The 24,702-nt window shown below is 71.4% G+C and carries 15 protein-coding genes; 13 read left to right on the top strand and 2 right to left on the bottom strand.

Going from position 1 to position 24,702, the window contains the following annotated elements; genetic code table 11:
* The first annotated feature begins 119 nt into the window (after positions 1-119).
* Genes AC0QU1_RS21410 through AC0QU1_RS21400 form a run of 3 tightly spaced genes read left to right on the top strand, consistent with a single transcriptional unit; the run spans position 120 to position 2,324 of the window.
* The gene (locus AC0QU1_RS21410; RefSeq protein WP_483572286.1) at positions 120-473 is read left to right on the top strand and encodes a DUF742 domain-containing protein; all 354 of its coding nucleotides are present in this window, start codon (positions 120-122) and stop codon (positions 471-473) included.
* On the top strand, positions 454-1,065 hold the full coding sequence (locus AC0QU1_RS21405) for a GTP-binding protein (RefSeq protein WP_483572284.1): 612 nt from the start codon (positions 454-456) through the stop codon (positions 1,063-1,065). The genes AC0QU1_RS21410 and AC0QU1_RS21405 overlap by 20 nt, the downstream gene beginning before the upstream one ends.
* Positions 1,062-2,324, top strand: coding sequence for a cytochrome P450 family protein (locus tag AC0QU1_RS21400; protein WP_483572283.1), 1,263 nt, complete (start codon positions 1,062-1,064; stop codon positions 2,322-2,324). The genes AC0QU1_RS21405 and AC0QU1_RS21400 overlap by 4 nt, the downstream gene beginning before the upstream one ends.
* Positions 2,325-2,430: 106 nt before the next feature.
* Here the strand turns inward: AC0QU1_RS21400 and AC0QU1_RS21395 are convergent, their stop codons facing one another.
* The gene (locus AC0QU1_RS21395; protein WP_483572282.1) at positions 2,431-3,966 is read right to left on the bottom strand and encodes a flavin-containing monooxygenase; all 1,536 of its coding nucleotides are present in this window, start codon (positions 3,964-3,966) and stop codon (positions 2,431-2,433) included.
* A 156-nt stretch (positions 3,967-4,122) separates the two neighbouring features.
* On the opposite strand from AC0QU1_RS21395, the gene ligA reads away from it, so the two are divergent.
* Both ligA and AC0QU1_RS21385 read left to right on the top strand, forming a co-directional pair.
* A complete protein-coding gene (gene ligA / locus AC0QU1_RS21390) occupies positions 4,123-6,543 on the top strand; it encodes an NAD-dependent DNA ligase LigA (RefSeq protein ID WP_483572281.1) in 2,421 nt (806 codons plus the stop codon).
* A gap of 196 nt (positions 6,544-6,739) precedes the next feature.
* Positions 6,740-9,793, top strand: coding sequence for a 3-keto-alpha-glucoside-1,2-lyase-like domain-containing protein (locus AC0QU1_RS21385; RefSeq protein WP_483572280.1), 3,054 nt, complete (start codon positions 6,740-6,742; stop codon positions 9,791-9,793).
* A 163-nt stretch (positions 9,794-9,956) separates the two neighbouring features.
* On the opposite strand, the gene AC0QU1_RS21380 is transcribed toward AC0QU1_RS21385, so the two are convergent.
* On the bottom strand, positions 9,957-11,078 hold the full coding sequence (locus AC0QU1_RS21380) for an ROK family transcriptional regulator (protein ID WP_483572279.1): 1,122 nt from the start codon (positions 11,076-11,078) through the stop codon (positions 9,957-9,959).
* A 135-nt stretch (positions 11,079-11,213) separates the two neighbouring features.
* Here AC0QU1_RS21380 and AC0QU1_RS21375 point away from each other — a divergent pair, with 135 nt between their 5' ends.
* The 8 genes from AC0QU1_RS21375 (at position 11,214) to AC0QU1_RS21340 (ending at position 24,620) form a co-directional block, all read left to right on the top strand.
* Positions 11,214-12,740 carry a sugar ABC transporter ATP-binding protein gene (locus tag AC0QU1_RS21375; RefSeq protein WP_483572278.1) on the top strand — a complete coding sequence of 509 codons (1,527 nt, stop codon included), beginning with the start codon at positions 11,214-11,216 and terminating at the stop codon, positions 12,738-12,740.
* Positions 12,741-12,757: 17 nt separating this feature from the next.
* On the top strand, positions 12,758-13,717 hold the full coding sequence (locus AC0QU1_RS21370) for an ABC transporter permease (protein ID WP_483576765.1): 960 nt from the start codon (positions 12,758-12,760) through the stop codon (positions 13,715-13,717).
* A gap of 72 nt (positions 13,718-13,789) precedes the next feature.
* Positions 13,790-14,845 (top strand): substrate-binding domain-containing protein, encoded by a 1,056-nt coding sequence (locus AC0QU1_RS21365; RefSeq protein ID WP_483572276.1) that lies wholly within the window; start codon positions 13,790-13,792, stop codon positions 14,843-14,845.
* An 86-nt stretch (positions 14,846-14,931) separates the two neighbouring features.
* Positions 14,932-16,110 carry a Gfo/Idh/MocA family protein gene (locus tag AC0QU1_RS21360; protein WP_483572275.1) on the top strand — a complete coding sequence of 393 codons (1,179 nt, stop codon included), beginning with the start codon at positions 14,932-14,934 and terminating at the stop codon, positions 16,108-16,110.
* Between the two features lie 111 nt (positions 16,111-16,221).
* A complete protein-coding gene (locus AC0QU1_RS21355) occupies positions 16,222-19,707 on the top strand; it encodes a ThuA domain-containing protein (protein ID WP_483572273.1) in 3,486 nt (1,161 codons plus the stop codon).
* Positions 19,708-19,779: 72 nt separating this feature from the next.
* Positions 19,780-20,781, top strand: coding sequence for a sugar phosphate isomerase/epimerase family protein (locus tag AC0QU1_RS21350; RefSeq protein WP_483572271.1), 1,002 nt, complete (start codon positions 19,780-19,782; stop codon positions 20,779-20,781).
* A 165-nt stretch (positions 20,782-20,946) separates the two neighbouring features.
* Positions 20,947-23,607, top strand: coding sequence for a PQQ-dependent sugar dehydrogenase (locus AC0QU1_RS21345; RefSeq protein WP_483572270.1), 2,661 nt, complete (start codon positions 20,947-20,949; stop codon positions 23,605-23,607).
* Positions 23,607-24,620, top strand: coding sequence for a sugar phosphate isomerase/epimerase family protein (locus AC0QU1_RS21340; protein WP_483572268.1), 1,014 nt, complete (start codon positions 23,607-23,609; stop codon positions 24,618-24,620). Before AC0QU1_RS21345 ends, AC0QU1_RS21340 begins: the two co-directional genes overlap by 1 nt.
* The last annotated feature ends 82 nt before the right edge of the window (positions 24,621-24,702 follow it).

Here is a 24,702-nt window from a genome sequence, read left to right as displayed (position 1 = left end):
CCCGGGCGCCGTCTCGGAAAGCACAACTCGAGCCCGCACGACCTGAGCTCGGCGCGACTCGAACGTTCGAAGCACCACCGGCTCGACCGACACCTGACCGACCGACAGGGGGCGAGAGGATGGACACCGAGGAGTACCGCGACCACCCGGTGCGTTCGTACGTACTGACCTCGGGGCGTGCGCACCCGTCGCGGAACACGTTGCGCCCGGAGACGCTGGTCCGTGCCGTCGAGAGCCGGCCAGTGCTCTCGACGGCGGGCCGGCTCGAGCGCGAGCTGGTGCAGCTCTGCCGCGGCACGCTCGCGCTCGCAGAGGTGGCGGCGTACCTGCAGCTACCCGTAAGCCTCGTGGCGGTCATGGTCTCCGACCTGGTCGACGCGGGAAACCTGGCGATCCGTTCCAACCACCAAGCGCACGTCCTGCCCGGCAAGGACATCCTGGAGAAGATTCTCGATGGACTCCGCAAACTCTGACCGCACCGCGTCCGAGCGGCATCTCGCGCCGACCGTTGCCCGGTCGGTCAAGATCCTCGTCGTGGGCGCTTTCGGGGTAGGCAAGACGACGCTGATCGGCGCGGTCAGCGAGATCGACCCGCTGCGCACCGAGGAGCGGATCACCACGGCCAGCGTCGGCATCGACCCGGGGCAGCCGAACAAGGACACCACGACCGTCGCGATGGACTTCGGCCGCATCACCGTGACCGACGACACCGCGCTGTACCTGTTCGGCACCCCGGGCCAGCGCCGCTTCTGGGACCTGTGGGCAGGCCTGGCCGACGGCGCCGTGGGCGCGCTGGTCCTGATCGACACCCGGCACCTCGAGGACAGCTTCGAGGTCCTCGACCAGCTCGAGCTGCGCACCAGGATCCCGTTCGCGGTGGTCGTCAACCAGTTCCCTGACTCGCCGGACTACCCGCTGGAGCGCGTCCGCGCGGCGCTGGACCTGCTGCCGGAGACACCGATCGTGGAGTGCGACGCACGGGACCGGCAGTCCGCCGTCCTGACGCTGATCACCCTGGTCGAGCACGCCATGACCTTCCCGGTGTTCCAGAAGGTCAACGCGTGACCTTGGCCAACAGGCTGCACCGGCGCCTGGAAGAGATTCCGGACCGGATGCAACTGTCGGACATCACGACGGCGCGGGACCCGCACAAGCTCTACGAGCGGCTTCGTGACGAGTGGGGCCCGGTCGCCCCGATGGACCTGGAGCCGGGGGTGCCCGCCTGGCTCGTGCTGGGGTACGACGAGGCGAGCAGCGTGATGCGCAACGAGCTGCTCTTCTCCCGCAACTCGCGCAACTGGCGGTACATCCAGGAGCGTGCCCTGCCTCCCGACTCCGGGGTGTTCGCCGTCCTGGCCCCGCGTGAGAACGCCTACAACCTCGACGGGATGCAGCAGCGCAGGCTGCGCGCCCCGCTCGACGACGCCCTGGCCGCCGTCGACGAGAAGCGCCTAGCGCGTACCGTGGCGGTGACGTGCGAGGCCATCATCGACCGCCTGCTGCCGCGTGGCGAGGCGGACCTGGTGAGCGAGTACGCCGTGTCGGTTCCCGTGATGGTCATGACCGAGCTGTTCGGCATGAGCCTGTCCGACGGGAACAAGATGCACGAGCTCACCGAGGCGCTGTACGAGGGCACGGACCGGGCGCGTGCCGCGGCGATCGAGCAGGAGTCGCTGCTGGCGGTCCTCGTGGCGACGCACAGGGCGGAGCCGGGGGACGACCTGACGACCGCGCTGGTGAACCACCCGAACCATGCGAACGACGTCGAGGTCATGGCCTCGATCGGCGTGATGTTCAGCCTGGGCCACGACGCCGAGATCGCGTGGATCGCGAGCACGCTGCACATGATCCTGACCGACCCGGCCTTCGCCGCCCGGGTGCGCAGGGGCCGGCTCGACCTGGACGACGCCCTGGACGAGGTGTCACGGCGCAACCCGCCCGCGCCGCACGTGCTGCCCCGGTTCGCCCGTCAGGACTGCGAGCTGGGCGGACGCCGGATCGCGATGGGTGACGCCCTCGTCCCCGCAGTCGCGGCCGCCAACGCCGACCGGGCCATCCGCACCGACGACCCGTGGGAGGAGCTCGGCAGCCGGTTCCACCTCACGTGGGGCGCGGGCGCGCACTCGTGCCCCGCGCACCGGATCGGGCCGCTCATCGGCCGCATCGCCGTGGACACCCTGCTGCGCCGCATCCTCGACATGGAGCTGACGGTGTCGTCGGACTCGATCAGGATGTCGGTCTCGCCGTGGTCGCGTTACCCGGGCAGCCTGCCGGTCCGGTTCACGGTCCCGGCCACGGGCGCCGTCGGCCCGGGCGAGGAGTGACGGCCCCAGGAGTGACGGCGGAGGCCTGACGGCGCGTTCCTGCCGTAGCGCACCGGACGAGGCAGGCCACCTCGGGTGGCCTGCCTCGTCCGGCAGGTGCGGAGCGTCAGGCGACGGCGTCCGGAGCCGGCGCGACTCGCTCCTTGGCGGCCGCCCGCTCCTTGATGCGCTCCTTGAGCCGCGGCACCACGCCCTTGTAGACCGACGGGTCGATGGGCAGGAGCCACTGCAGGGTCCGGGCGCGCGAGCTGATGTTCACGCCTGCCTCGTCGAGCGTCTCGTCGATCTGGTGCATCGAGAACGGGATGACGTTGGTACCGCGGGCGTGCTTGCCGCCGGTCCGCTGCTCCATCCACGCCACACGCTCGGCCACGTGCTTGCGCCGCTCCTCGACCGAGGGCAGGTCCAGCGCGCCGCCCAGGTACGCGGCGATCCAGATGGCGCCCGCCTCGGCGGACAGCGGCGAGAAGAAGGACGAGTTGTAGCCGGCGAACGTCAGGTGCGGCACACCCTCGGGCAGGATCTGCCGGTAGAGCTGGTAGTTGCCCTGCTCGTCCAGCAGGCGCGCGGCGACGGCGTCGTCGAGGAACGGCACGCGCTGGTGGAACCCGGTGCCGCAGACGACCAGGTCGGCCGGGATCCGCGCGCCGTCGGTGAGGACCGCCATCGGCTGGTCGCCGTCGACCTCGAAGCGCTGGATCTCGGTGTCCCGGTGGACCTTGATCTTCCCCTCGGCGATCTGCTCGTAGAGCCCGTCGGTGGACAGCGACACCTGGCTGTTGGCGATGTCGGCGAACTCGCCGTGCGGCACGAGGCCGAGCTTCTTCAGCTTGAGCTGCTGGGTGGCGACGGCGCCGATGCTGCTGAGCATGGACGCGCGCACCTTGTCGCCGGGGCCGTGCAGGAACCGCTCCATGCCGCCGCCCAGCTCCTGGTAGCGGAACAGGGCCTCGCCGAAGCGGGTCAGCAGCAGGTACTTCATGTTGAGGGCGTTGGCCACGCGCTTGGGCATCTTCCAGAGCAGGTGCCTGGCCACGATGGTGGTCGACGCGGCGACCGGGCCGATCTCGGCGGCGACGTCGCACGCGGACTTGCCGTACCCGACCACCACGACGTTCTTGCCGCGCGCGTCGTCCAGCGTGTTGAGCTGGCTCGAGGCCACGAGCTTGCCGCCCGCGCGGACCAGGTCGGCGTAGCCCTCGTACTGCGGGAAGACCGGGTCGGAGAAGATCCCGTTGGCGACGACGAGGTGGTCGAACCGCTCGGGCGCGGAGACCGGCGCGCCGATGCGCCGGGCCGTCACCATCCAGCCGTCCTCCGCGTCGGTCAGCTCGGCGCGGACGACCTCCGTCGCGAGGCGCAGGTACGGACGCAGCTCGAACGTCGCGACGTAGCGCTCGAGGTAGGCCTGGACCTGCTCGCCCGTCGGCCACTCCGGGTAGTCGCGCGGCATCGGCAGGTCGGAGAAGGCGTACGAGTCCTTGTTGTTCTGCGTCCGCAGGCCGGAGTAGCGACGGGTGGCGCTCCACACCCCGCCGACGTCGGGCGTCTTCTCGAAGACGGTGACGTCGTGCTCGAACTCACGGAGGATCTTCGCGGTAGCCAGACCTGCGAACCCGGCACCGACGACGGCGATCTTCAAGGGACCCCTGCTTTCAGTAGATTCCTGGCATTTTTCACGAATGTTAGCGGGACCGGACCGTGCGCGATAGGGGAGGATCTAGGCGAAAGCCCAGGTCGGCAGACCTTTCCCCACTGGCTCGTTCGGGTGACCGCTCGGATGTCAGTGGTTCAGGCCATGATTGTGTCCGTGAGCGAGACGACAAGCATCCCGGGACCGTCCGACCAGTCGGTCGACACGAGCGACGAGGCCGCGGCGCAGCGGCGGTGGGCCGAGCTGGTCGCGCAGATCGAGGAGGACCGGCGGGCGTACTTCGAGGAGGACGCCCCGGTGTCGTCGGACGCCGAGTACGACGCGCGGATGCGCGAGCTGCAGGCGCTGGAGGCGGCGCATCCCGCGCTGGTGACGCCGGAGTCGCCCACGCAGAGCGTCGGCGGCACGGCGACGGCGGGGTTCGCCACCGTCGAGCACATCGAGCGCATGCTGTCGCTCGACAACGCCTTCAGCACCGACGAGCTGACGGTGTGGGCGGAGCGGGTGCAGCGTGATCTCGGCACCGACCAGCCGGGCCTGCTGTGCGAGGTCAAGATCGACGGCCTCGCGATCTCTCTCGTGTACGAGAAGGGCCGCCTGGTCAGGGGCGTCACGCGCGGCGACGGGCGCGTGGGCGAGGACGTGACGCGGAACGTGCTGCGCATCGCCGAGATCCCCCAGCGGCTCGCCGGCGAGGACCACCCCGACGTGGTCGAGGTGCGCGGCGAGGTGTTCATCCCCGTGGCCACCTTCGCGCGGCTCAACGAGCTGCAGGCGCAGCTTCGCGAGCGGGTCGTCGAGGAGGCGCGTGCGCGTTCCGGGCGGCAGGCCGGCGGCAAGGAGTTCGACGTGGAACGGGCGCGCGTCGGCGCGCTCCGCCGGTTCCCGCAGTTCGCCAACCCGCGCAACGCGGCGGCGGGCGGCCTGCGCCAGCTCCTGGAGAACAAGGACGGGCTGGAGCTTGAGGCGGGGATCGCCCGCGTCGAGGGCCTGCGCATGTACGCGCACGGGGTGGGCGCCCTGCAGTGGGAGGCGGGGCGGCACGAGGAGCTGGCGCGGCAGTCCGACGCGTACACCCTGTTCGAGCAGTGGGGCATCCCCGTCTCCCCGCACAACCGGGTGGTCGACGGTCTGGACGGCGCGCTGGAGATGATCGAGTACTTCCGCGAGCACCGGCACGACATCGAGCACGAGCTCGACGGCATAGTCCTCAAGGTCGACGCCCTGGAGCAGCAGCGCCGGCTGGGGTCCACGAGCCGCGCGCCGCGCTGGGCCATCGCGTTCAAGTACCCGCCGGAGGAGGTCAACACCCGGCTGCTCGCCATCCAGATCGGCGTGGGCCGCACCGGCCGGGCCACCCCGTACGCCGTGATGGAGCCCGTGCAGGTCGCCGGCTCGACGGTACGCCAGGCCACGCTGCACAACCAGGACGTGGTGCGGGCCAAGGGCGTGCGCATCGGCGACATCGTGGTGCTGCGCAAGGCGGGCGACGTCATCCCGGAGATCCTCGGGCCCGTTGCCGCCCTGGCCGACGACGGCTACCCGCGCGAGGACTTCGTGATGCCCGCGAACTGCCCCGAGTGCGGCACGCCCCTGCGCCCCATGAAGGAGGCGGACGTCGACCTGCGCTGCCCCAACGCGGAGTCCTGCCCCGCCCAGGTGCGCGGCCGGGTCGAGCACATCGGCTCGCGCGGCGGCCTGGACATCGAGGTGCTCGGCGAGGTCACCGCCGCGGCGCTCACCCAGCCCGACGTGCCCGACACGCCGCCCCTGGTCACCGAGGCGGGGCTGTTCTCGCTCACGCTCGACCAGCTCCTGCCCATCGAGGCGGTGGTCCGCGACGCCGAGACCGGCCTGCCCAAGGTGGACGACGACGGCGTCGCGCGCCGCCGTGCCCCGTTCCGGCGGAAGCTGACCTACACCAAGGCGCAGCGCACCGCGGCCGAGGAGTCGGGCGAGAGCCTGCCGGAGTGGGCGCCGTCGGCCGCCGCGACCAAGCTCCTGGAAGAGCTCGAACGCGCCAAGACGAAGGACCTGTGGCGCATGCTCGTCTCGCTGAACATCCGGCACGTCGGCCCGGTGGCGGCGCGGGCGCTCGCGGGCTGGTTCGGGTCCGTCGACGCGATCGAGGCGGCGTCGGAGGAGGAGCTGGCCGCCGTGGAGGGCGTCGGGCCCGTGATCGCCGCCGAGATCAAGGCGTGGCTCGCGGTGGACTGGCACCAGGCGATCCTCACCGCGTGGCGCGCGGCGGGGGTCCAGCTCGCCACGCCCGGCCACCCCGGCCCCGCCGCGATGGCCGAGGCGGACACCGAGCCCACCGGCCCGCTGGCGGGCCTGACCGTCGTGGTGACCGGCTCGCTGGAGGACTTCACACGCGACGGTGCCAAGGAGGCCATCCTCGCCGCGGGCGGCAAGTCTGCCGGGTCGGTGTCGAAGAAGACCGACTACGTGGTCGTGGGCGAGAACGCCGGGACGAAGGCGGCCAAGGCCGAGGCGCTGGAGATCCCCGTCCTCGACGAGGACGGGTTCAAGGCCCTGCTGGAGGGCGGCCCCGAGGCGCTGTGATCCGGCAGCGCACCGGGCGCCCACGGTGCCACGCGAGGCTCGACGCCGGCCAGCACACGCCTGCCGTTCGGCGTCCGCGAGCACGCAGAGCCAGTTCGCCCCTCGTAACGATGATCATCTGACGACTTTTGCTTGACTGCCGACAGAAGTCCTCGTAGGTTCTAGCCGCAAGGTCAATGCCGACCGAGGAGATCTCATGGGACAACGTGGAACCAAGACCCGCACGAGACGTACGAGACAGGCAGCCGCAGCAGCGACCGCCGTCGCACTGGCAGCGCTGACGCTCGCGGGGGCGGTCCCCGCCGCGACGGCTGCCGTCGACGACCTGCCGCCCCAGGAGCCTGGCGTCACCCTGCGGACCTACGACCTGGCGCGCGAGCTCAGCGAGCTGTGCACGCTGCGCTCCGGCCAGACGCCGAACGTCGACCGGCTCGCCCCGACCATCGACTACGCGACGGACGCGGACTTCGGCATGAGCGAGCACTTCATCGCCCACGCCCTGGCGAACCTGAACGTCCCGGCGGACGGCAACTACGAGTTCCGGCTGACCAGCGATGACGGCTCGCGCCTCGTGATCGACGACGCCGTCGTCATCGACAACGACGGTCTGCACGGCGCGGAGTCGAAGGAGGGCACGGCCGCCCTCACCGCCGGGTACCACGACCTGCGGGTCGAGTACTTCGAGAACGGCGGCGACAACATCCTGCGGCTCGAGTGGCGTCCGCCGGGCGCCGCCGACTTCGTGGTCGTCCCGCAGAGCGTCCTGAGCACCGAGGCCGGCGTCGTGCGCGTGACGGCTCCCGGCACCAAGTACTGCGAGGGCCAGGACGAGTCGGCGGGCGACGGCATGCGCCTCGACTCGGTGTACCCCGGGTACACGCTCACCGACCTGCGGCCGGAGGGCTTCGAGCCCATGGTCTCGGGCCTCGACTGGACCGCCGACGACCGCCTCGCCGTGCTGACGTCCGGCTCGGTGAGCCCCGGCGGCTGGGTCGAGGACCCGGAGCCGGGCGAGATCTTCCTGCTGGACAACGTGACCGGCGAGACGTCGGCGGACCAGGTCACCGTCGAGAAGGTCGCGACCGACCTGTTCAACCCGATGGGCATCGCCGTGATCGGGGAGTCGATCTACGTCTCGGAGCGCGACAAGCTCACCGAGCTCACCGACCCCGACGGCGACGGCTTCTACGACGAGCACCGCACGGTGGCCGAGTGGCCGTTCGGCGGCAACTTCCACGAGTTCGCCTTCGGCCTGCTGCACGACCGGAAGTACTTCTACGTGAACCTGTCGGTCGCCATCAACAACGGCGGCGCCACCACTGACCCGCAGCCGGCCGAGAACCGCGGCACCGCCATCCGGGTCGACCGCCGCACCGGCGAGGTCAAGTACGTGGCCGGCGGCTTGCGGACGCCCAACGGCATGGTCAAGGGCCCGGACGGCGAGCTGTTCGTGATGGACAACCAGGGCGCCTGGCTGCCCAGCTCCAAGCTGGTGCACATCGAGGACGGCAAGTTCTTCAACCACTTCACCAATCCAGCGGGCCCGTACGACGCCAAGCCCGTGTCCGCGCCGGCGCTCTGGGTCCCGCAGAACGAGATCGGCAACTCGCCGAGCTCGCCGGTGCTGCTGGAGGAGGGCCCGTACGCGGGACAGCTCGTCTTCGGTGACGTCACCTACGGCGGCCTGCAGCGCGGCTTCCTCGAGGAGGTCGACGGCGAGTACCAGGGCGCGGTGTTCCGGCACTCGGCGGGCCTGGAGGCCGGCGTCAACCGCACCATCGTCGGGTCCGACGGCGCCCTGTACGTGGGCGGCATCGGCGAGGCAGGCAACTGGAGCGAGCCGGGCAAGCTGCGCTACGGCCTGCAGAAGCTCGTGCCCAACGGCGACGACGCGTTCGACATGACCGAGATGCGGGCCACCAGGAACGGGTTCGTGGTCGAGTACACGCAGCCGCTGTCCCAGGAGACGGTCGCCAAGATCGCCGAGAACCCGAACGCGGCGTACCGCATGGACCACTGGCGCTACGTGCCCACGCGCGCCTACGGCGGGCCGAAGGTCGACGAGCGGCCGCTGTTCGTCGCGGGCGCCAGGGTGTCCAGGGACCGCACCAAGGTCACGCTCACGGTGGACGGGCTCGAGCCGGGTCGCGTGGTGCACCTGCGCAGCCCGCGCCCGTTCACGGACGCCGAGGGCCGGGAGCTGTGGAACACCGAGGCCTGGTACACGCTCAACGCCATCCCTGGGTACACGCCGCCGGCTGAGCGCGGCTACCACGAGGCCGAGGAGGCGACGCTGCGCGGTTCGGCGAACGTCGCCACCGACCACAGCGGCTACTCCGGCTCCGGGTTCGCGGCCGGCTTCACCTCGCCGGGCGCCTCGGCGACCTTCACCACCACGGCCCAGCGCACGGGCACCCAGCCCGTGAGCCTGCGCTACTCGAACGGGCCCAACCCGTTCCAGGGCACCAAGGCCGTGTCGGTGCTCGTCAACGGCCAGGAGCTGGAGCCGTGGGCGCTGGAGTCGACGGGTGACTGGAAGACGTGGGCGACGGTGACGCGCGACCTGCCGCTGAAGCGGGGCGTCAACACCATCACGCTGCGCTACGACGAGGACGACGACGGCAACGTCAACCTCGACGCCCTCAAGGTCGGCTCCGGCGCCGCGGACATCTGCCGGCCGGAGCGCTACGAGCGGGGCTACACCGCCCTGTTCGACGGCACCCTGGCCTCCCTGGACGGGTGGCGCCTGGCGGGCGCCGGCTCGTTCGGCCGGCAGAACGACTGCTCGATCCGCAGCACCGGCGGTATGGGCCTGCTCTGGCACACCGCCCAGGAGCTGGAGCAGTACAGCCTCAAGCTCGACTGGAAGCTCCTGAAGGACGACAACGGCGGCGTGTTCGTCGGGTTCCCCGACCCGGGGAACGACCCGTGGGTCGCCGTCAACCAGGGCTACGAGATCCAGATCGACGCGAGCGACGAGCCCGACCGCACCACCGGGTCGATCTACACCTTCCAGGGTGCCGACCCGGAGGCCGTCGAGCAGGCGCTGAACCCGGTGGGCTCGTGGAACTCCTACGAGATCCGGGTGGTGGGGCAGACGATCAAGGTCTTCCTCAACGGGGTGCTGGTGAACGACTTCGTCAGCACCGATCCCGCACGTGACCTCGCCCAGGGGTACGTGGGCCTCCAGAACCACGGGGGCGGGGAGACCATCTACTACCGCGACGTCCGGGTGAAGAACCTGGGCTGACCCGCACGGGTGTCAGACGCTCAGGCCGCTCCGGCGACCTGAGCGTCTGGCACGTGCGGACCATGGCACGTGCGGACCATGGCACGTGCGGACCATGGCACGTGCGGACCATGGCACGCGCGGACCCGGGACGCGTGCGGACCTATGGCACGTGCGAGCCCCGTCACGCGACCAGGCGATCGACCGCCTCGGCGGAGAGCGCCTGGTCGATGGCCATGGCGCTCGCGCCGAGCACACCGGCCTGCGTGCCGGTCCGGGCGGTGACGATGCGCAGGTGCTGGGTCGCCAGGGGCAGGGACCGCTGGTAGACCACCTCGCGGATGCCGGCGACGATGTGCTCGCCCGCATCCGCCAGGCTGCCGCCGATCACGATCATCGACGGGTTGAGCAGGCTGACGCTGGTGGCGAGCACCGCGCCGATGTCCCGGCCGGCCTGGCGCACCGCCTGGCTCGCCGCGACGTCGCCCGACCGGACGAGAGCCACGACGTCGGCGGGCTTGCTCGCGCCCTCCAGCTTGTTGGCGACGGCCTGCCCGCTGGCGATCGCCTCCAGGCAGCCGACGTTGCCGCACCGGCACACGACGTCGGTGACGCCGGGGACGGCGACGTGCCCGATGTCGCCCGCCGAGCCCTGGGCGCCGCGGCGCAGCGCGCCGTCGGCGATGATGCCCGCGCCGATGCCGGTGGCGACCTTGACGAACAGCAGGTCGGCGACGCCGGGCCATGCGGTGCGGTGCTCGCCGAGGGCCATGATGTTGACGTCGTTGTCCACGAGCACGGGAGCGTGGAACCGGTCGCCGAGGATGCCCGGCACGTCGGCGTTGTCCCAGCCGGGCATGATCGGGGGGTTGTTCGGCTTGCCGGTGGCGTGCTCGACGGGCCCGGGCAGGCCGACGCCGACGCCGGCGAGCTCGGCGGTGGTGCGCCCGGCCTCGCGCAGCAGCTCTGCGCCGGTCTCGGCCACCCGGTCGAGCACGGGGCCCGGGCCGTCGGTGATCAGCAGCGGCAGCTCGCGCTGCGCCAGGATGGTGGAGGCGAGGTCGGTCACGGCCAGCCGCGCGTGCGTCGCCCCGAGGTCCACCCCCAGCACGACCTGGGCGGACGGGGCGAACGCGAAGGTAGCGGGCGGGCGGCCCCCCGTCGACGTGGCCTCGCCCGCCGGGGCGATCAGCCCCGCCGCCATGAGCAGGTCGATGCGCGCGGCGACCGTCGACCGGGCCTGCCCCGTGACGGCCGCCAGATCCGCCCGCGTGCGGGGCCGACCGTCCCGCAGGAGCTGGAACATGTCCCCCACTCCAGAGACCTTGGGCGCCTGCTGAACCACTTCCCGTGCCACTTCCACCATGTCTCTAGTGAATCATGGGCAACAAAGTCGCGACTTTTGCTTGACCGTCGCCAAAAGTGCCTCTACGTTCGTTACATGGTCGACGTGGACCCCGGAGGGGTGAAGCAGCCCCTGCTGCGCATGCGCGGCATCGTGAAGGAATTCCCCGGCGCGCGAGCGCTCGACGGCGTGGACCTCGAGGTCCGCCCGGGCGAGGTGCACTGCCTGCTGGGTCAGAACGGGGCTGGCAAGTCCACCCTGATCAAGATCCTGGCCGGGGCGAACCAGCCCACGGCCGGCGAGATCCTCCTCGACGAGGAGCCCGTGACGATCGCGGACCCGGTGGCGGCCCTCAAGCTCGGCATCGCGACGATCTACCAGGAGCTCGACGTCGTGGACGGCCTGACCGTCGCGGAGAACATCTACCTCGGGCACGAGCTTGCGACCGGCGGCGTCACGCACCGGTCCGAGGCGGCCCGGAACACCCGTAAGATCCTCGACCGGCTCGGCCACACCGAGATCTCGCCGCACCGCGAGGTCGGCTCGCTGCCCGCCGCGGGCAAGCAGATCGTGTCGCTGGCCCGCGCGCTGTCGCGCGACGCGCGCGTCGTCATCATGGACGAGCCGTCCGCCGTGCTCGACTCCGAGGAGGTCGGCAACCTCCACCGCATCGTGCGTGAGCTCACCGCCGACGGCGTCGCCGTCGTCTACATCTCGCACCGGCTGGAGGAGATCCGCCAGCTCGGCGACCGGATCACGGTGCTCAAGGACGGCCGCACCGTCGCGGAGAGCCTCGTCGTGGCGGACACCCCGACGAACGACCTGATCAAGCTGATGACCGGCCGCTCGGTCGAGTACGCCTTCCCGAACCGCCCCGGCGTCCCCGAGGCCGCGGCGCCCGTCCTCGAGGTCGAGGGCCTGGGGCTCGGCGACGTCTTCGCCGACGTCTCCCTCACCGTCCGGGCCGGCGAGATCGTCGGCCTCGCCGGGCTGGTGGGCTCCGGCCGCTCCGAGATCCTGGAGACCATCTACGGCGCCCGGCGCGCGACGTCGGGCACCGTGCGGGTGGGCGGCAAGCGCCTGCGGTCGGGTGTGGATGCTGCCGTCGCGGCGGGCATCGGCCTGTGCCCAGAGGAGCGCAAGAGCCAGGGGCTGCTCCTGGACGAGCCCGTGTACCGGAACATCACCCTGTCCACCTTCGCGCGCATGGCGCGCGGGGGACTCCTCGACGAGGGCGCCGAACGCGCCGCCGCGCGCGAGCAGGTCGAGGCCCTCGACCTGCGGCCCGCGTCCGTCGACCGCGACGCGCGCACCCTGTCCGGCGGCAACCAGCAGAAGGCGCTCCTGGCGCGCTGGCTGGTGCACGGCTGCCGCGTCCTCCTGCTCGACGAGCCCACCCGGGGCGTCGACGTCGGCGCGCGCGCCGAGATCTACGGCCTGATCCGCCGGCTGGCCGACGACGGCACGGCCGTGCTGGTCGTCTCCAGCGAGATCCCCGAGGTGCTCGGCCTCGCGGACCGCGTCCTGGTCGTCTCCGACGGCCGGACCGTCCACGAGAGCCAGGCCGAAGACATCGACGAGCACAAGGTGCTCGACCTGGTCATGGAAGGAAGTGTCGCGTGAGCCAGCGATCGGCCCTCATGGGTCCGGCCCTGCGGATGGGCGGCCTAGCGCTCGCCCTCGTCCTGCTCGTGGTCGTGGGGGTGGTGACGGGTGGTGAACGGTTCTGGAGCGTCGGCAACCTCATCACGGTCCTGAGCCTCGCCGCCGTGACCGGCGTGGTGAGCATCGGGATGACGTTCGTCATCACCTCCGGTGGCATCGACCTGTCGGTCGGCTCGGTCCTCGGCCTCGCGTCGATCTGGGCCTCGACGCTGTCGACCCAGTACATGGCCGAGGACTACGGCTGGTGGATCATGGTGGTCACCGCCCTGACCGTCGGCTTGGCCGCGGGCCTGGTGAACGGCGCGCTCATCGCGTACGGCAGGGTGCCGGCGTTCATGGCGACACTCGCGACCCTGGCCGCGGCCCGTGGGCTCGCGGAGATCATCGCCGGCCGGCAGACCCAGCTCGTCGAGGTGGACCCGTTCCTCGACGCCTTCCAGTCCAGGCCGCTCGGCCTGCCGACAATCGTGTGGGTGTTCATCGTCGTCGCGGCCGCCGGGTGGTTCCTGCTGAACCGCACCACGTTCGGCCGCCGCACGGTCGCGGTGGGCGGCAACCCGGAGGCGTCCCGCTTGGCGGGCATCAAGATCAAGCGCCACACCCTGTACCTGTACGGCCTGACCGGCCTGACAGCGGGCATCGGCGCGGTGATGATGCTGGCCCGCACCACGTCCGGCTCCTCGACGCACGGGACGCTCCTCGAGCTGGACGTCATCGCGGCGGTCGTCGTCGGCGGCACGCTGCTCGCCGGTGGTCGCGGCACCATCACCGGCACGGTGCTGGGCGTCCTGATCTTCTCGACGCTCACCAACGTCTTCGTCATCAACAACCTCAACAGCTCGGTCCAGGCGATCGCCAAGGGCGCGATCATCGTGGCCGCCGTGCTGCTCCAGCAGTGGTTCGCCGCACGCGAGCAGCGGACCTCGACCACCTAGCCCGGCGTCCCCGCTGACGCCGTGCCTGCACCAGCCAACCCAGAACACCACCCCGGATCAAGGGAGATCGTGATGACTTCACTTCGAGCAGTGCGTACGCGCCGGGCCGCCGGCGCCGTCGTCGCCATGACCGCAGCGGCGCTCGTCGTCGCCGGCTGCACCAGCAACGAACCTCGCGAGACGGAGGAGACCGCCACCGGTCCCGTCACCGTGACCGAGAACGACGAGCCCGGCGAGGAGGTAGTCATCGGGTTCTCGGCACCGGCCGCCGACCACGGCTGGATGGGCGCCATCACCAGCGCCGCCCGGGCCGAGGCGGAGAAGTACGAGGACGTCGACCTCCGGGTCGCCGAGGGCACCAACGACGTCAACGTGCAGATCAGCCAGGTCGAGGGCTTCATCAACGACGGCGTCGACGCCATCGTGCTGCTCCCGTTCGACGGTGCGGCGCTCACCGACGTGGCGCTGGAGGCCATGGAGGCCGGCATCCCGGTCATCAACGTGGACCGCGAGTTCACCAGCCCGTTCGCCGCCCGCGCCACCGTGCTGGGCGACAACTACGGCATGGGCGTGAGCGCCGGCACCTACATCTGCGAGCAGCTCGGCGACAACCCGGACGCCGTGGTGGCCGAGATCGCAGGCATCGACTCGCTGCCCCTCACCCAGGACCGTTCGCAGGGCTTCGAGGACGCCCTCGACGACTGCGGGCTCGACGTCGACGCGCGCGTGGCCGCCGACTTCACGGTCGAGGGCGGCGAGGAGCAGGCCGCGAACCTGCTGTCCGCCGAGCCGCAGATCGACGCCATCTGGAACCACGACGACGACCAGGGCATCGGCGTGCTCGCCGCCATCGAGAACGCGGGCCGCGACGAGTTCATCCTGGTCGGCGGCGCGGGCTCCAGCAACATGATGGAGGAGATCCAGGACCCGGAGAGCGTCGTCAAGGCGACCGTCATCTACCCCTCCACCCAGGCCGCCGACGGCGTCAAGTTCGCTCGCCTGATCGCCCAGAACAAGACCGTGAGCGACCTCGCCTCCATCGGTGTGCCGCGCGAGGTGCAGCTCTACGCGCCCGTCGTCACGGCGGACAACGTCGAGGAGTACCTGCCCATCGGCTTCGACTCCTGACGGATGACGGATCGGACGACGAGGCCCGGCCGGCCGTGCGCTCCTGCGCTACGGCGGCCGGGCCCACAGTGGGGGGGAGGCGCGGTATGAGTAACGGTAAGAGCGAGCTCGGCGTCGGCATGGTCGGCTACGCGTTCATGGGAGCGGCGCACTCGCAGGCCTGGCGCACGGCGCCGCGGTTCTTCGACCTGCCGCTCGTGCCACGGATGCGCGCGGTCGCGGGGCGGGACGCCACGGCGGTCCGTGCCGCGGCCGACCGCCTGGGCTGGGAGGACGCCGTCACGGGCTGGCGTGGCCTGCTGACGCGGGACGACGTCGAGCTGGTCGACGTCTGCACGCCCGGCGACACGCACGCGGAGATCGCGGTCGCGGCGCTGGAGGCGGGCAAGCACGTGCTGTGCGAGAAGCCGCTGGCCAACACCGTGGCCGAGGCGGAGGCGATGGTGGCGGCCGCAGAGGCCGCCGCCGAGCGGGGCGTGCGCGCGATGGTGGGCTTCACCTACCGTCGGGTGCCCGCCATCGCCCTGGCCCGGCGGCTCGTCGAGCAGGGGCGGATCGGGCAGGTGCGGCACGTGCGCGCGCAGTACCTGCAGGACTGGATCGCCGACCCGCAGGCGCCGATGTCCTGGCGGCTCGACAAGCAGAAGGCGGGGTCGGGGGCGCTGGGCGACATCGGCGCCCACGTGGTGGACCTCGCGCAGTACATCACCGGCGAGTCGCTCACCGGGGTGAGCGGGCTCCTGGAGACCTTCGTGCACGAGCGCCCGGAGGCGGCGTCGTCGTCCGGCCTGTCGGGGGTGGCCGACGCCGGCCGCACGGGCAAGGTCACGGTGGACGACGCCGCGGTGTTCCTCGGGCGGCTGTCGGGCGGCGGGCTCGCGACCTTCGAGGCGACCCGCTTCGCCTGGGGCCGCAAGAACGCCATCCGGGTGGAGGTCAACGGGTCGAAGGGCTCGCTGGCCTTCGACTTCGAGGACATGAACCTCCTGCACTTCTACGACGCGCAGGAGGCCCCGGAGACCGCGGGCTTCCGGCGGATCGTCGTCACCGAGCCGGAGCACCCGTACGGCGGCGCCTGGTGGCCGCCGGGGCACGGGCTGGGGTACGAGCACGCGTTCACGCACCAGGTCGTCGACCTGATGGGTGACCTGGCCGCCGACCGGCAGCCGACGCCGTCGTTCAGCGACGGGCTGGGGGTCCAGCGGGTGCTGGACGCCGTGGAGCGCAGCGCGGCGGGCGGAGGGGGGTGGGTGGCCCTCCCGTGAGCACGAGCACCACCGCACCGCACTACTGACCTGAGCCCGGGGGAACCGGAGGCTCAGGTCAGCGCAAGGCACCGTCTGACCCGACTCAACGAGGAGCCCCAGGTGAGAAACGTGCAACGAACCCGCCGCGTCCTGCGGTCGGTGGTCGCGGCAGCGGCCGTCACCGCACTTGGCATACCGGCCGCGCTGGCGTCCGCCGTCGAACCGGCGGCGGACGCCACCACAGGCGGCACGTCGGACCTGACGGCGGGTGCGGCGCTCGCGCCCGCCGCCACGGCCGCCGAACCCTTCGATGCCCTCGTCTTCTCGAAGACGGCGGGTTTCCGGCACGGCTCGATCCCGGTAGGCATCGAGGCGATCACGCAGCTCGGCGCGGCGAACGGCTTCACGGTCACCGCCACGGAGGACGCGAGCGTGTTCTCCGACGAGGGCCTCGCCGACTACGAGGTGGTCGTCTTCCTGTCCACGACCGGTGACGTGCTGGACGCCAGCCAGCAGGCGGCGTTCGAGCGGTACATCCAGGCCGGCGGCGGGTACGCGGGCATCCATGCGGCCTCCGACACCGAGTACGACTGGCCCTGGTACGGCGAGCTCGTGGGCGCCTACTTCAACAGCCACCCGGCGAACCAGGACGCGACGATCGACGTCGAGGACCACGCGCACGCCTCAACGGCGCACCTGCCCGACCGCTGGGACCGGCACGACGAGTGGTACAACTTCCGGACCAACCCGCGCGGTGACGTCCATGTCCTGGCCAGCCTCGACGAGGACAGCTACGACCCCGGCGGCGGCGCGATGGGCGCCGACCACCCGACCGTCTGGTGCCACACCTACGACGGCGGCCGCGCCTGGTACACCGGCGGCGGGCACACCAACGAGTCGTACGCGGAGCCGGCGTTCCTGCAGCACCTGCTCGGCGGCATCCAGACCGCGGCGGGCGTCGTCGACTCGGACTGCAACGCCACGCAGGACGCGAGCTACGAGATGGTGCCGCTGGACGAGAACACGGCCAACCCGATGATGCTCGACGTGGCTCCGGACGGAACCGTCTTCTACGTCGAGCGGGACGGCCGGGTGCAGCTCGTCTCGTCCGAGACGAACCTGACCACGACGGCGATGACGCTGGACGTGACGCTCGCGAACGAGGACGGCCTGACGGGCATCGTGCTCGACCCGGACTTCGCGACCAACCACTGGGTCTACCTGTACTGGTCGCCGCAGGACGTGGGCGGCGACGGGCCGCACAACCGGGTCTCGCGGTTCACCTACGACCCGGCCACCGGCACGATCGACCCCGCGACCGAGCAGGCCGTGCTGAAGGTCACCACGCAGCGCGACCGGTGCTGCCACGCCGGCGGTGACATGCAGTTCGACTCGCAGGGCAACCTCGTGCTGGTCACGGGCGACAACACCGACCCGTTCGAGTCGAGCGGGTACGCCCCGATCGACGAGCGGCCGGGCCGGGAGAACTTCGACGCGCAGCGCACCGCGGCCAACACGAACGACCTGCGGGGCAAGGTGCTGCGCATCCACCCGGAGCCGGACGGCACCTACACGATCCCCGAGGGCAACCTGTTCGCGCCGGGCACCGCGCAGACGCGCCCGGAGATCTACGCGATGGGCTTCCGCAACCCGTTCCGGATCGGGATCGACCCGGCGACCGACAACGTGCTGGTCGCCGACTACGGGCCCGACGCCGGCGCGGCCGACCCGGCCCGCGGCCCGGCCGGCACCGTCGAGTGGAACGTGGTGAGCGAGCCGGGCTTCTACGGCTGGCCGTACTGCACGGGCGCCAACAACGCGTACGTCGACTACGACTTCGCCACCGGCACCTCCGGCGAGCCGTTCGACTGCGCGGGCGGCGTCGTCAACGACTCACCCAGCAACACGGGCCTGGCCCAGCTCCCGCCCGCACTCGAGGCGGAGATCTGGTACGGCTACGGCGGCAACCCCGACTTCCCGGAGATCGGGGGCGGCGGCGCGCCGATGGGCGGACCGGTCTACGAGTTCGACCCCGAGCTCGACTCCGACGTGCAGTGGCCCGCGTACTGGGACGGCAAGGCCTTCTTCGGCGAGTGGAACCAGGGCAAGGTCTACTCGCTGCAGCTCGCGGGCGAGCAGCGGGACGACCTGGTCGACATCAACCGGGTGCTGCCCGGGACGCTGGACCCCGCCGCGGGCTTCGACCGGCCCATGGACATGGAGTTCGGGCCGGACGGCGCGCTGTACGTCATCGACTGGGGCAGCGGGTTCGGCGGCAACAACGACACCAGCGGCGTCTACCGGGTGGCCTACACCCAGGGCGACCCGTCGCCGATCGCGCGGGCGTCCGCCGACGTCACCGACGGCCACGCCCCGCTGGCCGTGCAGTTCTCCTCCGAGGGCACGCGGCATCCCTCGGGCGACCCCATCTCGCTGCACTGGGACTTCGGCGACGGCACGACGTCGACCGAGGCGAACCCGGCACACACCTACACGGAGAACGGGTCCTACACGGCCCAGCTCACCGCGACGGACGCCGACGGCGCCACGGGCGTGGCCAACGTGACCATCGTGGTCGGCAACCAGGCGCCAACGGTCTCCATCACCGTCCCGGACGACGGCGGGATCTTCGCCTGGGGCGACCGCGTCCGGTACGAGGTGACGATCGACGACCCCGACGGCACCACGGACTGTGCCGACGTCACCCTGTACACGTCGCTGGGCCACGACTCGCACTCGCATCCCATCGAAGAGCTGACCGGGTGCTCCGGCGTCATGCAGACGGCGGCGGAGGAGGGGCACGGCGCCGACGCGAACATCTTCTGGACGCTCGAGGCGACGTTCACCGACGACGGCGGCGAGGTGGGCGTGCCGCTGACCGCCAACGACCTGCAGGTGCTGCAGCCCAAGCACCTCCAGGCCGAGTTCTTCACCGACACGGGCCGGCTCGCCGGCTCGACCAGCGGCGGCGACCCCGGCGTGCGGCGTGAGGGCACCGGCGACACCGCGGGCGGCGGCCAGAACATCGGCTGGATCGAGCCCGACGACTGGTGGGCCTACGAGCCGATCTCGCTGACGAACATCGACGCTGTCACACTGCGCGCGGCCTCGCCGAGCGGCGGCGGCCCGATCTCGATCCGGTGGGGCGCGCCCGACGGCCCGGAGATCGGCAGCGTGTCCGTCCCGGCCACCGGCGACTGGCAGGTCTACACCGACGTCACGGCCCAGCTCCACGACGTACCGGCCGGCAGCGGCACGCTCTACTTCGTGCAGACGGCCGGGCAGTCCAACGTGAACTGGATCGACTTCGTCGGGGACGGTGTGGCGTACCACCCGGCGTCGCCGTCCGTCCGCGTGGTGCAGCCCACCTGCGACGCCGGAGGCGCCATCGTGCCACGCGACGTCGAGGGCGTCCGGTCCTACCGGATCACCACCTGGGACGGCAGGAAGCCGGGCCGCGTGGTCGCGGACGCGTCCGACCTGGCCCCCGGCCGCTACCTGGTGACCGCCAAGCCCGAACGCGGGACCGAGCTGGTCCTGCGCGGGGACTGGACGGAAGGACCGAGGCAGGAGGCGAGGCTGATCGTGACGCTGGCCACGCCGAACTGCACCTGATACGCGTGGTGCGGGGCGGGCTCGACGGCCCGCCCCGCACCACCGGACCCGGTATCGACGACGGAGGAAACCATGGCACGACCGATCACCCTGTTCACCGGCCAGTGGGCCGACCTGCCGCTGGAGGAGGTGGCGAGCCTCGCCTCGAAGTGGGGCTACGACGGGCTGGAGCTGGCCTGCTGGGGCGACCACCTGGACCCCTGGCGCTGGGACGACGACGAGTACGTCGCCGGGCGCCTGGAGCTGCTGGAGCGGCACGGCCTCAAGGTGTGGGCGATCTCGAACCATCTCAAGGGCCAGGCCGTCTGCGACGACCCGATCGACCAGCGGCACCGCGACATCGTGTCGGACCGGGTGTGGGGCGACGGCGACCCGGAGGGCGTGCGCCAGCGCGCCGCCGAGGAGATGAAGAACACCGCGCGGCTGGCCGCCAAGCTCGGGGTGAAGACGGTCATCGGGTTCACCGGCTCCGCGATCTGGAAGTACGTCGCGATGTTCCCGCCGGTCTCCGACGCCGCGATCGAGGCCGGCTACCAGGACTTCGCCGACCGCTGGAACCCCATCCTCGACGTGTTCGACGAGGTGGGGGTCAAGTTCGCCCACGAGGTGCACCCGAGCGAGATCGCCTACGACTACTGGACCACCGTGCGCACGCTGGAGGCCATCGGGCACCGCGAGGCGTTCGGCCTCAACTGGGACCCCAGCCACATGGTGTGGCAGGACCTGGACCCGGTCAGCTTCCTCTGGGACTTCAAGGACCGGATCTACCACGTGGACTGCAAGGACACGAAGAAGCGCATGACGAACGGCCGCAACGGCCGCATGTCGTCGCACCTGCCCTGGGCGGACCCCCGCCGCGGCTGGGACTTCGTGTCGACCGGGCACGGCGACGTCCCGTGGGAGGACGCCTTCCGCATGCTCAACACGATCGGCTACGACGGCCCGATCTCCGTCGAGTGGGAGGACGCGGGCATGGACCGCCTCGTCGGCGCGCCCGAAGCACTCGAGTTCGTCCGCTCGCACGCGTACGACGCGCCCGACTCGGCGTTCGACGCCGCGTTCTCGACCCGCTGACGTACGCCGACCGACACGCCTGACAGGGAGGTACCACCCGAACGAACGGCCACCCGCCGTCGCGCCGCGACGGCGGCAGCAGTGTGTGAGGACCGGGCCCCGGACGAATGGGATGCGAACGAGGCCCGGCCGGCGTGACCAACTCGACGAGGAGCTGTATCACGGATGAAGACTATCCAGGCTCGCGCCCAGGCGCGGCAAAAGACGGTGTTCGCGGCGCTCGCGGCGACCGCGCTGGTCGGGGCGGCACTCGTTGCCACGCCGACGGCGTCCGCCCACGAGAACCACGACGAGAGCCAGGGTGTGGCCGCCGCGGCGGACACCGACTGGGGCAACTACGAGAAGATCCTGCTCACCAAGGACGTCGGGGAGCCGCTGGACATGGCGGTGCTGCCCGACCAGCGGGTGATCCACACGGCCCGGAACGGCGACGTCCGGCTGACCGACCCGGCCACGGGCGTCACGCGGGTCGTCAACACGCTCGACGTGTACGCGAACTCGGAGGACGGCCTCCAGGGCATCGCCCTGGCGCCCGACTTCGCCACGACCGGCCACGTCTACCTCGTGTACGCGCCGCGGGACGCCGACGGCAACGGCGAGGCGGACACGCCGTCGGGCAACGCGCCCAACACGCTGCCCGCCGGCGAGGACGCGAGCTACTGGGACCGGTGGGTGGGCGTGAACCGTCTGTCGCGGTTCACGTGGACCGGCAATGCGCTCGACCCCGCCTCGGAGCAGCCGATCCTCGACATCGAGGTGCAGCGCGGCCAGTGCTGCCACGTCGGTGCGGACATCGACTTCGACGGCGAGGGCAACCTCTACCTGTCGACCGGCGACAACACGCCGGCGAGCACGCCGGGCGCCAACGGCTACGCGCCGAACAACGACGCGCCGAACATGAACCCGGGCTTCGACTCGCGTCGCGGCGCGGGCAACACGAACGACCTGCGGGGCAAGATCCTGCGGATCGACGTCAGGGACGAGATCCCGGCCGGCGCGCCGCCGGGCGAGGGCAGCACCTACGACATCCCTGAGGGCAACCTGTTCGCCCCGGGAACGGAGGGCACCCGCCCCGAGATCTTCGTCATGGGCGTGCGCAACCCGTTCCGCATCGAGGTGGACCCGGAGACCAGCTCCCTGTCCTGGGGCGACTACGGGCCCGATGCCGCTGCGGCGAACCCCGACCGCGGGCCGATGGGCTACGTGGAGTGGAACGTCGTGGGCCTCGACGACCCGCACAACGCGGGCTGGCCCTACTGCCACGGCCCGAACGCCGCGTACAACGAGTGGAACTTCGAGACCGCGACACCCCGCGAGTTCTTCGACTGCGCCGCGCCGCAGAACAACTCCCGGTGGAACACGGGCCTGACCGACCTGCCGCCGTCGCGAGCGGCGACCGTGTACTACGGCGACCAGCCGGGGCAGCAGCCGCGCGACGAGCTCGTGAACTTCGGCTCCGGCAGCGGCCAGGCGCCCATGGGCGGCCCGGTCTACCACTACGACCCGGACAGCACGGCGCCGGGCAAGTTCCCGGAGGTCTGGGACGGCAAGGCGTTCTTCGGCGAGTTCTCCCAGGACTACTACGCGGCGTTCACCGTGGACTGGTCCACGCATCAGGTCGGCGAGATCGAGAACTTCTTCCCGAACGCCGAGCTGCAGGCGGCGGGCATGCCGATCAACGACAACCCGATGGACCTGGAGTTCGGCCCGGACGGCTCCCTGTACGTGCTCGAGTACGGCGACGGCTTCTTCCGCGCCAACCCGGACGCGGGCCTGTACCGGATCGACTACGCCGAGGGCAACAAGGCGCCGCAGGCGAGCTTCACGGCCACGCCCGAGTCGTCGTCCGAGGCGCCGCTCGAGGTCGCGTTCGACGCGACGGCGTCCAGCGACCCAGACGGCGACCCGCTCACCTACGAGTGGGACGTCGACGGTGACGGCACCTTCGACCTGACCGGGCCGGAGGTCACCCACACCTACACAGAGCTCGGCGTCTACACCGCGCGCCTGCGGGTCACCGACGGCAGCGGCAAGCGCACGCTGACCTCGACGTCGATCAGCGTCGGCAACCAGGCACCGGAGATCGTCGTCGACCTCCCGGCCGACGGCGGCTTCTTCGACTGGGGCGACGAGGTCGCCTTCGAGGTGTCCACCGAGGACGCCGAGGACGGCACGGAGACGGTGTGCGAGCGGGTCCGCTGGTCCTACGGCCTCGGCCACGACCAGCACGCTCACCCCGAGGTGTCGGGCACCGGCTGCACCGGCGTGTTCCCGACCGACCCCAACTCGCCGGAGCACGGCCCGAACGCGCACCTGTACGGCGCCGTCGTCATCACCTACACCGACAACGGGGCCAACGGCCTGCCGCCCGCCACGGGCGAGGCGACGCTGCGCCTGAACCCCAAGCTGCAGCAGGCCGAGCACGGGACCGTCGTCGGCGCCGAGGTGGTCCAGGACGAGGCGGCCTCGGCCGGCGCGTACGTGGACGGCCTCCGCCTGCGCGACTCGATCGCCCTGGAGCGGGTGAGCCTGTCCGGCATCGACAGCGCCACGGCGACGGTGCGCGGCAAGGGCAGGCTCCAGCTCCGCTGGGGCTCGCCCACGGCGAAGCCGTTCGCCGCGGCCAACGTGACGGCGCGCACCTGGCGGGACGTCGACCTGTCGTTCCGCGACCGGGAGCGCACGGGGACGCTCTACATCACCGCCCTCGGCGACCTCGACGTCGACGCGGTGACGATGGTCGGCGAGGGCGTCGGAACGCCCCCGGCGGCCGCACAGAACTCGGCCGGCCCGTCCGGGGCCGCTCGGACCGAAGGAGAGCAGTGATGGAACCACGCACCGACGTCGACCGCAGGAACTTCCTGAGGCTGGCCGGCGGCACCGTGGCCGTTGGCGCGGCCACCCTCGCCGGCGCGGCCCTCGCGGGCAGCGCCGCAGCCTCCACGCTCGCCCCGACGACGGCGGGCGCCACCGCGGCCGCCGGCAGGGGCCGCGTGCTCGTCCCGCCGGGCAACATCGGCATCCAGCTCTACTCGATCCGGGACAAGGTGTCCTCGCTCGGCTTCCGTGCCGTGTTCGAGCGCCTCTCGGCCATCGGGTACGCGGAGGTCGAGTTCGCCGGGTACACGCAGGGCCAGGTCGGGCCCATCACGCCGGAGGAGATCCGGATGCTGCTCGACGACAACGGCCTGCGCGCCGTCGGCTCGCACCGCGGTATCGCGGACTTCGCGAACAACATGGAGCGCGAGCTCGACATCGCCGAGATCCTTGGCACGCAGCACATCGGTACGGCCCAGGCCCCCACGGGGAACAACACCGTCGCCGGGTACCTCGCCGCGGCCGAGCAGTTCAACGGGTTCGGGGCGGCGGCGCGGGCTCGCGGGCTGAAGTTCTACCAGCACAACCACGACGGGGAGTTCCGGTTCGCCACCGACAACCCGGAGGTGCGCCTCTACGACGTCTTCTACGACAACACCGACCCGAGGAGCGTCTTCCTCGAGATGGACGTCTACTGGGCGTTCGTGGGCCAGCACCGGTACCCGGGCTTCGAGCCGGTGGACTACATCAAGCGCAACCCGCACCGGTACCCGCTCCTGCACCTCAAGGACGGCCAGGTGAACCCGGAGAGCGAGCAGGGCTACAACATGGTCGAGTTCGGGATCGGCGACCTGCCGTACACCGAGTTCCTCTCGGCGCTCCCCGGCGGGGGCAGGCGGCACGGCATCTGGGAGCAGGACAACGCCGCGACGACGCCCGCACCGGGCTTCCCGGCGGACTCGTTCGGGAACGCCCAGCGGTCGTACGTGGAGGTCCGCTCGCTGCGGAGCGGGCGCTGCTGAGTTAGCTGGTGGGTGAGGGGTGAGGGGTGAGGGTGTGGCCGGCGCCGGGCGGCGTCGGCCACACCTTTCTGCTGGCGAGGCC

This window comes from Promicromonospora noduliphila (assembly GCF_056951025.1).
This window is presented reverse-complemented; position numbering and strand designations above follow the sequence as displayed.